Annotated in this window: 10 protein-coding genes and 1 tRNA gene; 5 read left to right on the top strand and 6 right to left on the bottom strand. The window is 60.0% G+C overall.

What is annotated here, in order from left to right:
- Window positions 1-10 precede the first annotated feature (10 nt).
- The 5 genes from ACP7BV_RS08155 to ACP7BV_RS08135 form a co-directional block, all read right to left on the bottom strand.
- The gene (locus ACP7BV_RS08155; RefSeq protein ID WP_426103306.1) at window positions 11-2,755 is read right to left on the bottom strand and encodes a type VI secretion system Vgr family protein; all 2,745 of its coding nucleotides are present in this window, start codon (window positions 2,753-2,755) and stop codon (window positions 11-13) included.
- Between the two features lie 384 nt (window positions 2,756-3,139).
- Window positions 3,140-3,215: transfer RNA gene (locus ACP7BV_RS08150), tRNA-Lys, on the bottom strand.
- A 61-nt stretch (window positions 3,216-3,276) separates the two neighbouring features.
- Window positions 3,277-5,082, bottom strand: a complete 1,806-nt coding sequence (locus tag ACP7BV_RS08145; RefSeq protein WP_426103305.1) for a GspE/PulE family protein — start codon at window positions 5,080-5,082, stop codon at window positions 3,277-3,279.
- A 20-nt stretch (window positions 5,083-5,102) separates the two neighbouring features.
- On the bottom strand, window positions 5,103-5,888 hold the full coding sequence (locus ACP7BV_RS08140; protein ID WP_426103304.1) for a spermidine synthase: 786 nt from the start codon (window positions 5,886-5,888) through the stop codon (window positions 5,103-5,105).
- Window positions 5,889-6,011: 123 nt separating this feature from the next.
- Complete coding sequence (locus tag ACP7BV_RS08135; RefSeq protein ID WP_426103303.1) at window positions 6,012-6,569, bottom strand: glycine zipper 2TM domain-containing protein; 558 nt, start codon at window positions 6,567-6,569, stop codon at window positions 6,012-6,014.
- A 353-nt stretch (window positions 6,570-6,922) separates the two neighbouring features.
- On the opposite strand from ACP7BV_RS08135, the gene ACP7BV_RS08130 reads away from it, so the two are divergent.
- The 5 genes from ACP7BV_RS08130 (at window position 6,923) to ACP7BV_RS08110 (ending at window position 11,996) form a co-directional block, all read left to right on the top strand.
- On the top strand, window positions 6,923-7,321 hold the full coding sequence (locus tag ACP7BV_RS08130; protein ID WP_426103302.1) for a barstar family protein: 399 nt from the start codon (window positions 6,923-6,925) through the stop codon (window positions 7,319-7,321).
- An 81-nt stretch (window positions 7,322-7,402) separates the two neighbouring features.
- A complete protein-coding gene (gene purN / locus ACP7BV_RS08125) occupies window positions 7,403-8,029 on the top strand; it encodes a phosphoribosylglycinamide formyltransferase (RefSeq protein WP_426103301.1) in 627 nt (208 codons plus the stop codon).
- Window positions 8,030-8,041: 12 nt separating this feature from the next.
- A complete protein-coding gene (locus ACP7BV_RS08120) occupies window positions 8,042-9,376 on the top strand; it encodes an RsmB/NOP family class I SAM-dependent RNA methyltransferase (protein ID WP_426103300.1) in 1,335 nt (444 codons plus the stop codon).
- A gap of 14 nt (window positions 9,377-9,390) precedes the next feature.
- Window positions 9,391-10,686, top strand: coding sequence for a mechanosensitive ion channel family protein (locus ACP7BV_RS08115; protein WP_426103299.1), 1,296 nt, complete (start codon window positions 9,391-9,393; stop codon window positions 10,684-10,686).
- 110 nt (window positions 10,687-10,796) lie between these two features.
- Window positions 10,797-11,996 (top strand): DesA family fatty acid desaturase, encoded by a 1,200-nt coding sequence (locus tag ACP7BV_RS08110; protein WP_426103298.1) that lies wholly within the window; start codon window positions 10,797-10,799, stop codon window positions 11,994-11,996.
- Window positions 11,997-12,074: 78 nt separating this feature from the next.
- On the opposite strand, the gene ACP7BV_RS08105 is transcribed toward ACP7BV_RS08110, so the two are convergent.
- Window positions 12,075-12,818, bottom strand: a complete 744-nt coding sequence (locus tag ACP7BV_RS08105; RefSeq protein ID WP_426103297.1) for an NUDIX hydrolase — start codon at window positions 12,816-12,818, stop codon at window positions 12,075-12,077.
- Window positions 12,819-12,866: the final 48 nt, after the last annotated feature.

Raw genomic sequence — 12,866 nt, 5'->3', positions numbered from 1 at the left:
GGTGTAGCCCTTACGAGTTTTGCTTCAAGATGCGAATGGCGGCAATATGCATGGCGTCGCGCTGCAGAAGGTCCGTCTTGCCCTGCGCGTCGCTGACGCCCTTGAGGAGGCTCCCATCGGACATGTCGATCTCGTAGTGGACGTTGGGCGCGATGACCGCGCTTTCCCCGAACGGGTGGTACTGGAGCGTAAATTTCTGGTCGGGAGCGCCACCGCTAAAAGTGGGAAATTCAGTCGCCATTGTTGCTGGGCCACCAAACGGGAAATTCGCTGCCTTGTGGGCGATGTCTCCCTTCGTGCCAAGCGTGATCCCGCCGCCGATCTTGATGAAGGAACCATCTTCGGCGATGACGTGAATTTCCTTGGCCATCAGTTTGATCGCGCCATTGGTGGCCGTTAAATTGATGTTCTTGTCGGCGTTGATATGGATGTCGCCGTGCTGGCTTTGCATCAGCAGGTCGCCGTTGTGCGCAATGACCTTGATCCCATCGTGATGCGCAAACATTGAAATGCCCTTGCCCGCGTTTAGATTGAAACGCTGGCCAGCGGTCAACTGAAGGTGCTGCTGAGCCACCGTATCGATGTTGGCGCCGGCATAACTGACGATGGTCTTGGGCGTCGTGAAGGCCAGGCCGGCGGGTGCGGTGACGCTGATGCTCGGCTTGCCCCCATCGCCATTCGGTTCCGTGTTGCTGCCAGCCGCGGCCGCCTCGACGTCCTTTCTGATCTCCGCCTGCGGCGCGGCGTCGAGGGCCAGTGCTTGATTCTCGGCAGCATACTGACCAAGCGACTTGAACAAGTCCAGGCAGTTCTGCATCAGCCCAAGATGCTCCTCACTGCTTAACTGCTTGCCGCAGGCATCAAGCCGCTTCCACGCCGAGATGAGAAGCGACTTGGCAGTGCGGATAGTGCCACTGTCGTTGGTCGTCAGTTCGAAGCCCTCGCCCCGCGCGTCGGCTTTGCCGTCGCAGCGCGGGTGAGTGAGGTAACCGAGATTGAGCTGGCTGTGTCCGTGTTCGCTTTCCAGCTGCGCGCTGATCTGCCCCGGCGTATCATCCATCCGCAGCTGGTTGTAGCGCTGCGCCTTGACTTCCTTGCTCCGGATGCCGGACAGGTATCTGTCGCCGGGCAGCTTGCTGGTGCGACTGAAGGAGGGCGGCGGCGTCTTGGCGCCGTGCACGCGGCCGACGATCAACGGTTTGTCCGGGTCGCCCCCCAGGAAGATAACCACCACCTCGTCGCCTGCGCGCGGCAAGGATATCGCGCCATACTGCGCACTGGCCCAGCTGCCGGCAAGCCGCAGCCAGGCGGAGTCCTTATCACTGTCGGATGTACCCGCGCCCTGCGCATGCGCGTGGTCGGGTACGCGGCACCCCGGGAAGCGCACTTTGACGCGGCCGAATTCGTCGCAATGGACTTCTTCATTGACGGGGCCGACCACGGTGACTGTTTGCGCTTCAGTGCGGGGCAGGTCAAACCGTGGGTCATAGGCGGGTACGATGGGTATGCCGCGCCGCACGCAGGTGAAGTGATTGGTATAGCGCACACCGCGCTCGAAGCTTGCTTGTTCAAGGTCGCCGCTGCTGCCGCCCCAGTGATTCAGCGCGAACAGGCGGCGCACCCGCTCGTCGAGCGTCTTGGGGAGATTGTTTTCGGCCTCGATACGCAGTTCCGTGATGATAAATTCGCGTTCCTCGGCAGGGTGTGAGTCTATCTCCGGATGGCCCGTGACAGCATTCCACTGGCCGCAGCACATGTTGCGGTCACTGCCTTCGCCTTGGAAGAATTTTGACTCGTACTCTTGCCGCTGCATGCGTAGCGCGCCAAGGCTGCGGTAATCCGTGGGATCATCACCGGCGTGTGGGACGTCAATCAAATAGTCATCCAGACTGGCCGCGAACTGATTGCCGAGGATCCCCTGGTCGTTGCCGCTGATGTCGGCGCTGCCCATCGACCATGCTTGCGCGTAGTCCCAACTGCGGCGCGTGACGTTCCCCGCTGTCAGGGTTCGAACCGCTTGCCAATTGGTGATGGTGTCGCGCAGCTCAGTGCCGGCGTCGCGATGGTAGCGCACAGCACCCGCGGCGTTTTCCTTGAGCGACATGGCATCGTCGAACAAAACCAGAGTGTGCACGGGCGTCTGGTCGTTTCCCCGGTCGGTAGCCGAACCAGGTTGGACGAACCAAGCGATACCGCGCCGTTTCCATAGACGGCGCAGAAACCCCGCATTCGATTCGTTGTACTGCATCGTGAATTCACGCGACGGATAGCTTTTCAGGTACCCGAGATCGAAGTTGAACGCGCGCGCCGCTACCGGATTGGCTTCGCGCCATTCCCGCAATATGACGTTGGTGATATCGACTTCGCTTGCGTTGCGAAAGACGCGCGTGTTGCAGGTTTTCTCGAAGAGCGAGAATGCATCGCGCACGATCAACTGGTACGTGGCCAGAGCGCCATCGGCGTGCCCTTCCACCACGGCGCCAACGATGCCGCACACGGAGCGCAAGCCACCTGAATCCGTCACAAACTGCAATTCGACGGGATTGGCGATGAATTGCTTAAGCTGCATGCCCGCCTTGGTGGACACGCACAGCAAGGCGTATTCGATCCCGCCGCAGATTGTTTCTACTCCGCTCACTTGTTTGACCAGCAACAGATCGTCGACGACGCCTTTCTCATTGGACAGGCGCAAACGAATGGGGCGATTCGCTTCTGTGAGGCCGCTAAGGTCAAGGGGGAGATTGCTCAAGTTCATGCACGGTCCTCCAGCGAAAGGGCGCCTTGTTATCGTGGCGGGCGCACTGCAAGTGCGCGAAGAAAATTGCTTAGTGAACTTATGCTAAGAATGTTATCGAAACAGGAAAAACAGAGGCTCCGCGAAACGTGTATTGGCGACGGTAATAATCGCGCCTTGTCGCCCGGCAGAAAATGCCGTTGGGAAACCATAAATTTGGATGGGTTGCGAATTTCGGTATTGAGTTGCATCAAGCAATCCGGCTTGTGTTCCGCATGGTTCAAAACGCGACGGTCCGGCTCGGCGGGACGGTACCAAAACACCCAACGCTGCCAGTTCACAAGCCGAAATGGCGCGCAAATGCAAAAAGCCCACAAGTTACCTTGTGGGCTTTTTGGGTATTCGTGGTAGGCCGTGCGGGATTCGAACCTGCGACCAACGGATTAAAAGTCCGCTGCTCTACCAGCTGAGCTAACGACCCGAAGAGGCAATATTATAGCCGCTGAATCCGATTTCCGCTAGGCAGTTTTTTTACCTGTCGTTTAATTGGTCAGCTTGGACGTGACCTTGAGCACTTCCTCAGCCGTGGTCAAGCCCTCCATGATCTTGAACGCACCCGCAATGCGCAGCGGCTTCATGCCATCCTTGACCGCCTGCGCGCGCAGCGACGCCAGGTTGGTTTCCTTGCCGATCATCCTGGTAAAGTCTTCCGAGATGGTCAGCAGCTCGTACAGGCCCGTGCGGCCCCGGTAGCCCGTCTGGCGGCATTCCGGGCAGCCGACCGCCCGGTACACCTTGGCCGGCTTGGGCATGTTCCAATTGCCGCCGATGCTGTCCCACACATCGTCCGCAATCTCGCCATCGTCCGACTTGCAGTGCTTGCACAGCGTGCGCACCAGGCGCTGCGCCATGATGCCGACCAGCGTCGCTTCCAGCAGGTAATAGGGCACGCCCAGTTCGAGCAGGCGCATCACTGCCGCCGGGGCGTCGTTGGTGTGCAGCGTCGAAAGCACCAGGTGGCCCGTCAGCGCGGCCTGGATCGCCATTTCGGCGGTGGCCAGGTCGCGGATCTCGCCCACCATAATGATGTCCGGATCTTGCCGCATCAGCGCCTTGACGCCGTCGGCAAAGGTCAGGTCAATCGAAGGGGTGACCTGCATCTGGTTAAAGCTCGGCTCCACCATTTCAATCGGGTCTTCCACCGTGCACACATTCACTTCCGACGTGGCCAAGGCCTTGAGCGTGGTGTACAGCGTGGTGGTCTTGCCCGAACCGGTCGGCCCGGTCACCAGGATGATGCCGTGCGGACGCACCGTCAGGCTGTCCCAGCGCACGGCGTCCTCGGGCGGAAAGCCCAGTTCAGGCAGCGTTTTGACGACCACGTCGGGATCGAAAATACGCATCACCATCTTTTCGCCAAACGCGGTCGGCATGGTCGACAGGCGCAGCTCGACTTCCTGGCCGCCGGAGGTGCGCGTCTTGATGCGCCCGTCCTGCGGGCGGCGCTTTTCAATCACGTCCATGCGCCCGAGCAGTTTGATGCGCGCCGTCATGGCGATCATCACCACCGCCGGCACCTGGTACACCTGGTGCAGCACGCCATCGATGCGAAAGCGGATCGACGCGATTTCGCGCTTGGGTTCCAGGTGAATGTCGGAAGCGCGCTGCTCGAACGCGTATTGCCACAGCCAGTCGACGATGTTGACCACGTGCTGGTCGTTGGCGTCGAGCTTGTTCGATTTGCCCAGTTCAACCAGTTGCTCGAAGTTGTTGCGCAGCGCCAGGTCCTGGCCCTTGGACTTGTTGGCATCCTTGATGGTCTTGGCCAGGCTGAAAAATTGCGAAATATACTGGGCAATGTCGAGCGGGTTGGCCAGCACCAATTCGATGTCGCGGCGCGAAATCTTGGCGATTTCACGGGCCCAGTCGATATTGAACGGCTCGGCCGTGGCCACCACCAATCTGGTCGCGCTCAATTCCACCGGCAAGATGTTAAAGCGCGCCGCGTAGCTGGCCGACATCACGTCGGCAACCTTGGTGAAGTCGATCTTGAGCGGGTCGATGCGGATGAAGGGCAGGTGAACCTTGCCGGCCGCCCACTCGGTCAGCGCGTCAAGCGTCATCAAGCGATTCGGCGGCAATGCCGAGACGATCTTGCACAGCGCCACAGCCGACAGCGGATGCATCGCCACGGCATTTTTGTGGATCCCCTGCGCGTGCGCGAACTGGGCCTTGACGGTGGCTTTTTCAACAATGCCGTCGGCCAGCAGCCAGGTGAAAATGGCTTGCAGGTCGAGCGCCTTGGGCCGGGTCTTGGGCGCCGTTTCTTTATGGTGTTCTGCGTTCAAGTTCGCTCCGGTTGCGTTGCTTATTGCACTGCAGTCTTGATACCCTTGACCCACGATTTGGCCGGCAGCTTGGTGGCGGCCACGATCTGGAGCGCGCGCGCGGTCAGCACGTCAAAGTCGAGGGCAGGGCGGGCCTGGAAGCAGATCGCCACTACATTACCATCATGCACTTCAGGCAGGCAAATGACGTGCGCGAAGGCGAATTTCATGGCCTTGATGTTGCGAGCAAAGCTCGGGTGGTCGCCAAACAGGTTGACCGTCATGATACCGCCCGGCGCCAGGCAGGCGCAGCAGGCGCGGTAGAACTCGGGCGTGTCGAGCACCGGGCCGCGCGCGGTTGCGTCGTACAGGTCGCACTGAAGGACGTCGAACGCGTCGGCATTGGCCGGGTCGTTGACGAAGTCGAGCGCGTCCATTTCAATCACGTTCAGGCGCGCGTCGTTGGGCGGCAGCTTGAACATCGAGGCGCACACCGTCACGACCGCGGCATTGAGTTCAACCGCGGTGACGCTGGCTTCGGGAAACTGGCGGTAGCAAAATTTGGTGAGGGTGGCGGTCCCCAGACCAAGCTGGGCAATGGCGCGCGGCTGTTCGAGAAACAGCATCCAGGCCATCATTTGTTGCGCGTATTCGAGTTCCGGCCAGTCGGGCTTGCGGATGCGCATCGCGCCCTGGACCCATTCCGTGCCGAAATGCAGGTAGCGCACGCCATCCTGTTCAGATAGCGTGACGGGGGCAAATTTGGGTTTGCGCGCGGGGCGGCGCGAGGATTCGACTTGTTCGATGGATTTTCGTTTGATGAGCATAAGGGGCCTGGTTCGATCGCCCATTATCTGTTGGTGCCTTACCGTAGTGCAAGCGAAAAAAACCACATCGTCCCCGGGGGCGGACGATGTGGCGGTCGTGCTGGGGCGCGATTTACATAGCGATCAGTACTGGTCCGGCTCCACCGTCACGCGCAGGCGCACCCGCTCGCCCGGATCGCGCTGCATGAAGCTGGTGTAGCTGCGGCCGCGGTAATCGTACGTGACGTCATAGCCCATGGTGCGCGATTCGTACGCGTCGACCATGCGGCACTGGCGCACCGCCTGCTCTTGCGGATACTGCGACTGCGCGTACTGGCCCTGGTCCACCGGACGGCCCTGGTTGCTGATCCGGTCGCCCGCCACGGCCCCGGCCATGACGCCGACCGCCGTTGCTGCCGCGCGCCCGCTGCCGCCGCCCACCTGGTTGCCGATGATTCCGCCCGCAATCGCACCCAGGATGGCGCCGCCGGCGCTGCGGGGCTGCTGCTGATACTGCGGCTGCGCATACTGGGATTGCCCCTGTACGTATTCGGTGCGGCATTCTTCGCGCGGCTGGCGGATTTGCTCGGTGCGCGGCTGGACGCGCAGGACGCGGCCAAATTCTTCAAACTGGGCGGCGCTGGCGCCCGGCACGGCGGCGGCGCCCAGGGCAGACAGCAAAAGCGTGATAGACAGTTTCATGATTACCTCTAGGTCGTTATTACGTGCAATTTGACAGGCTGGCTTGCGCCATGCTTGTATGGTAATCCGGTCCGCGCCTTTTACGTAAGTCTCGTGGCAACAAGATGTAACAGCAAATGGCGAGAGCCACGCAGCACCGCACAATCAACGCATGACTTCGCCATGACCCGTAAATTTAGGTAAAACCTTCTGATTATTAACAAATATTGCGTTTGAAATCACATTCGGGTTGATTCAAGTTACACAAAACGTTACCCTTATACGATTAGGGGGTATATTGGCGCGTGGCAACCACCAACAGGCATTCGAGGATAGATAGCGCACCCGATACACCAGGACGACTTGAGGGAATAATGGATTTGTTGATAACAGTGCCGCCCAATCTTGTACAGTCCATCCGTGCTTTCCGAGTTGTGGAATTGCAGGAGGAAGCGGGGCGCCTTGGCCAGCATTTTTTGTATGCCCATTGCGCCAACACGCTGACCAAGCAGCAGGTGTGTGGACGGATCGGCGAAAGCTTTCATTTCCCCAAACCCAGCAGCAAAAATTTTGACGCACTGCGCGAGGTATTGACCGACACGATCAGCAAGGCCGGTCCGCAGCCCGGCTTCATCGTCGTCATCGAGCAACTGCCCAATACTCAGAAATTCGACAAGGAAGCGCGCGAAACCTTGCTCGACGTATTTCGCGACGCGGCCGACTTCTGGGCCGAGAAAAAGGTCCCGTTCCGCGTGTTTTACTCCTTCGAATAAGGCCGCAGCGGGCTGCTGCACTGCAACATATTTTTCCTGCCTGCTTGGTCCGGCTTCCCGCTCAGGGTACAATGCCGCCTTATGAAAAACATTGTGATCCTCATTTCCGGTCGCGGTAGCAACATGGAAGCGGTCGTGCATGCAGCGCGGGCCGAGCAATGGCCGGCGCGTATTGCGGCTGTCATCAGTAACCGGGCCGATGCCAAGGGGCTGCAATTTGCGCAGTCGCACCACATTCCCACGGTCGTCGTTCCCAACAAGGATTACGCCAGCCGCGAACAGTTCGACGCTGCCTTGCAACAAGTGATCGACGGTTTTGCGCCCGATCTGGTGGTGCTGGCCGGCTTCATGCGCATCCTCACGCCTGCCTTTGTCGACCATTATGACGGGCGGCTGTTGAACATCCATCCGTCCCTGCTGCCGCTGTTTCCCGGGCTGCACACGCACCAGCAGGCAATCGACGCCGGCGAAAAAATTCACGGCGCCACCGTCCATTTCGTGACCGCCGAACTTGATCACGGGCCGGTGGTGGCCCAGGCCAGCGTCGACGTGATGCCGGGCGACACCGAAGACACACTGGCCGCGCGCGTGCTGGTGCAGGAACACCAGCTCTATCCACGCGCGATCCGCCTGTTCATCGAGGACCGGCTCAGTATTGATCAGGGCAAGGTTCGGATCGCCGAGCCACGTCACGAGTCAACAAAATAACCAAGGAATACCATGAGATTGCCACCAGCAATACTCGGCAATACAGAAGAAGTATTGCGCGAGATTTTGCGTTTTTCGGCGCCCGCCGATTCGACCTTGTCGCGTTACTTCAAGGACCACCCGCGCCTGGGCTCGCGTGAGCGCGGCGCCGTTGCCGAAGGCATTTATGCCATCTTGCGCAACAAATCCTTTTTCACCGACTTTGCCGAAGCGGGCCAGAGCCCGACCATGCGCCGCCTCACCATCCTCGGCCTGGCCGAAGCGGTGGGCGCCGACGCGCTGGGCGGCCTGACCGAAGAAGAGACCGCCTTCCTGGAACGCATCAAGGAAATCGACCGGACCCTGATGCCGGCGCAGATGCGCACCAACCTGCCCAAGTGGCTGTTCGACAAATTCGTCGCCCAATATGGTGAAGCGGAAACGCTGGCCCTGGCCGACGCCTTGAACCAGCCCGCGCCGCTCGACCTGCGCGTCAATTCGATCAAGGCCACGCGCGACGAAGTGCAGGCCGGCTTGCTCGAAGCGCCGATCGCGGCGCTGCCGATGCCGTATGCGCCGCTCGGCCTGCGCGTGCTGAAAAAGCCGTCGCTGCAAAACCTGCCGCTGTTCAAAAGCGGCGCAATCGAAGTGCAGGACGAGGGCAGCCAGGTACTGTCGCAGATCGTCGGCGCCAAGCGCGGCGAGATGGTGGTCGACTTTTGCGCCGGTGCCGGCGGCAAGACGCTGGCGCTGGGCGCGCTGATGCGCAACACGGGCCGCCTGTACGCCTTTGACATTTCCGAAAAGCGTCTCGCCAAGCTCAAGCCGCGCCTGGCGCGCAGCGGCCTGTCGAATGTGCATCCGGTGCAGATTGCGCACGAGCGCGATGCCAAGATCAAGCGCCTGGCCGGCAAGATCGACCGGGTGTTGGTCGATGCACCGTGCAGTGGCCTGGGCACCTTGCGCCGCAATCCTGACGTCAAGTGGCGCCAGAAGGTGGAGGCAGTGGCTGAGATGCAAGTCAAGCAAGCGTCGATCCTGGACGGCGCGGCGCGCCTGCTCAAGGGCGGCGGGCGCCTGGTCTACGCGACGTGCAGCTTGCTCAACGAAGAAAATGATTTCATCGTCGAACAATTCCTCGCCGCGCACCCGGAGTTCGACTTGGTTCCGATGAGCCAGGTATTGGCCGAGCAAAAGATCGACCTGGAAATGGGCGACTATCTCAAGCTGCTGCCGCACAAGCATCATACCGACGGTTTCTTTGCCGCCGTCATGCAGCGCAAACCGATCGAAAAGAAAGCGCCGCGCGAACAGCCGCTTGACGACGCCGACGCCGACGCCAACCCTGACGCCGACGCTGCGCAATAAAGCGCAGCGAGCCTATGCCACTACATAACCTGCTGACCGACCTGTTTGGCGACATCCACAAGCCAGAGATCGTCTGGCAGGCGGGCATCATTGTTGTGTGTGTGGCGCTCGGCTGGTTGCTCGAGCGCCTGTTGCGCGTCAACGGCAACGGCGCGCTGCGCGTGGGCGCGACCAATTTCCGCGATGTACTCACGCCCGCATTGATTGCGGCCCTGATTGCCATTTCTAAACTTGTCGCCAAAGCGTACCTGGGCAACGTCAATCTGTTGAAGGTGGCGCTGCCGGTGTTCGGTTCGCTGGCCTTGATCCGCCTGGCGTTCTACTTGCTGCGCGGCGCCGTCGCGCGCCGCGGAACGGTGGGCGCGACCCTCGTGACGTTCGAAAAAATCTTTTCGCTGCTGGTCTGGCTCGGGGTTGCCCTCTACCTGACCGGGCTGTGGGGCGATGTGTTCCTGTTCCTGGACACAACCACGCTGCCGCTAGGCAAAAATCACGTCGCGCTATCGACCATCTTGCAGGCCGCGGTGTCGGTCGTCATCTTGCTGATGCTGGCCATGTGGGCCGGCGCCCTGATGGAAGAGCGTCTGATGGGCTTGGCAGGACTGCACAGTTCGCTGCGGGTCGTGATTGCGCGCATGAGCCGCGCGCTCCTGATCGTGGTGGCGGTGCTGGTCAGCCTGTCGCTGGTGGGCATCGACCTGACCGTGCTGTCGGTGTTCGGCGGCGCGCTGGGCGTGGGCTTGGGGCTGGGCATGCAAAAGATCGCCAGCAATTATGTGTCCGGTTTCGTGATTCTGATCGAGCGCAGCCTGGCCATTGGCGACATGATCACGGTCGACAAGTATTCCGGCAGAGTTACCCAGATCAATACCCGCTACACCATCTTGCAAGGCCTCGATGGCGTGGACACGGTGCTGCCCAACGAAATGCTCATTTCCGGTCCCGTGCAAAACCAATCGTTGTCCAATCCTAACGTGCAGGTGGCGACACAATTGACAGTGTCGTACGATAATGATCTCGACGCCGTGATCGCCTTGCTCGAAGCGGTGCCGCGCAATTTGCCGCGCGTGCTGGCCGATCCCGGGCCGGGTGTCGCGCTCAAGAAGTTCGGTGCCGACGGTTATGAACTCGAGCTTGGATTCTGGATCGCCGATCCGCAAAACGGTCGTGGCGGCGTGGTGTCCGAAGTGAACAAAGGCATATACGCGCTGGTGCGTGATGGAAAAATCAAGCTTGCATATCCGTCACGCGACATGCGTGAACTGGACGCGCAAATGCTGGCTGTATTGACTGGGATGACCCGTTCATAAATTGAAATCATTCGTTACCAGCGTGCCGTGCGGCACTTGTTCGACGTAAAATAGGCGTATTCCTCAGTTCTTGTGCAGGCTGGCGCGAGCGCCACTATTTTGGAGCAGTAATGGATTTGTTAAGTATGGTTTTCGATTTCCTGGTGCACGGTATTGTTGGATTGTCGGGATGGCAAGTCGTGATCTACACCCTGGTGGTGACCCACATCACCATCGCCAGCGTGACCATTTATTTGCATCGCCATCAGGCGCACCGCGCGCTTGACCTGCACGCGCTGCCGAGCCATTTTTTCAGGTTCTGGCTGTGGTTCACCACCGGCCAGGTGACCAAGGAATGGGCCGCCATTCACCGCAAGCATCACGCCAAGTGCGACACCGAAGAAGATCCGCACAGCCCGGTTACGCGCGGCATCCGCAAGGTGCTGTTTGAAGGCGCCGAGCTGTATCGCATCGAGTCCAAGAACCTGGAAACCATCAAGAAGTATGGCTCGGGCACGCCGGACGACTGGATCGAACGCAACGTCTACACGCGTTTTAGCTGGCAGGGTATCGTGCTGCTGTTTATCGTCAATTTTGCGTTGTTTGGCGTCATCGGCATCACCATCTGGGCCATCCAGATGGCGTGGATTCCGATCACTGCGGCGGGCATCATCAACGGCATTGGTCACTATTGGGGCTACCGCAATTACGATTGCGCTGATGCAGCGACCAACATCATTCCTTTCGGTATTTTGATCGGCGGCGAAGAGTTGCATAACAATCACCATACCTTTGCCACGTCGGCCAAGCTGTCGTCCAAATGGTACGAATTCGACATTGGCTATTTTTACATCCGCGTGCTTGAAGTGATGGGCCTGGCCAAGGTCAAGAAGCTCGCGCCCAAGCCGGCTTTCGACCAGGGCAAGGTGGTGGCGGACTTCGATACCTTGCAGTCCGTGATCGCCAATCGCTACGATGTGATGGCCAAGTATGCCAAGTCGCTCAAGGCGGCCTGGCGCGAAGAAGCGGCGCACCTGAAAACCAAGGCCGAGCTGGAGGCACGCTTTTTAAAGTCGTCGCGCAAGCTGTTGCAGCGCGAACCGGCCAAGCTGGAAGCGTCGCACAAGCAACAATTAGTTGAGCTATTTCAGCATAGCAAAGCGCTGCAGACCATGCATGAAATGCGTGTCGAGCTCGGCGCTATCTGGGAGCGCTCGCACTTTACGCGCGACCAGTTGCTGCAGCAGTTGCAGGACTGGTGCAACCGCGCCGAGGCATCGGGCATCAAGTCGCTGGAAGAGTTCTCGATGCGCTTGCGCAGCTACGCATAACGCGCCAGCGGCGCACCTTACTTCGCTAACACGGCTCCTTCGGGAGCCGCTTTTTTTTTCAGCGGTTTCAGTGGTGTTTCAGCGCAACGCACCCATCGCGCGGGCAAAATACACGGTGGGCTGGCCTTGCCGGATGGTGTAGAGCTGCGCGGGACGGTTGCTGGCGTGGCGCTGCTTGCCGGGAATCTCTTGCAGGAAGTCGCCATCCATGATGCGCTTTCGAAAAGCGCTCTTGTCGACCTTGCGGCCCAATACTGTCTCGTACACGTGCTGCAGATCGGACAGCGTGAATTCAGGCGCCAGCAAGTGCACCGGCAGCGACGTGTATTCCACCTTGTTGCGCAGGCGTAGCAGTGCCGTGTTGAAAATCTGCGCGTGGTCGAACGCGAGGTCGAGCCGTTCGGCCAGGCCGTCGACCGGATGCCACGAGGCCGCGTTGCTGCCGCCGCCGTGGGCCAGGCTCACGCCATTCGCATCGATCAGCGCAAAGTAGGCAAACGTGGCCGACCAGCCGCGCGGGTCGCGCGTGGCGCTGCCAAAGCCTTGCAATTGCTCCAAATAGGGCGCGTCGACGCCGGTCTTTTCGCGCAGTTTGCGCAAGGCCGTCGCGTCCAGGTCGGCATCGCGCCGGATGTCGATAAAGCCGCCGGGCAGCGCCCATTTGCCCTTGCAAGGGTGCTCGCCGCGCTTGACCAGCAGCACTTGCAGCGCTTGCTCGCGCAGCGTGAAAATGACCAGGTCAACGCTGGTGAGCGGTACGTCGAATGCGTGAATATCGTATGTTTGAAGAAATTCTTGTTCCGTCATTTCAGTGGGCGACATACTTTTCCTCTCGATGCAAGGGCAGATTGTACGGCGTCAAGGCGGTTG

It is taken from the genome of Massilia sp. TSP1-1-2 (assembly GCF_049896185.1).
GTDB lineage: Bacteria > Pseudomonadota > Gammaproteobacteria > Burkholderiales > Burkholderiaceae_D > Telluria_A.
This window is presented reverse-complemented; position numbering and strand designations above follow the sequence as displayed.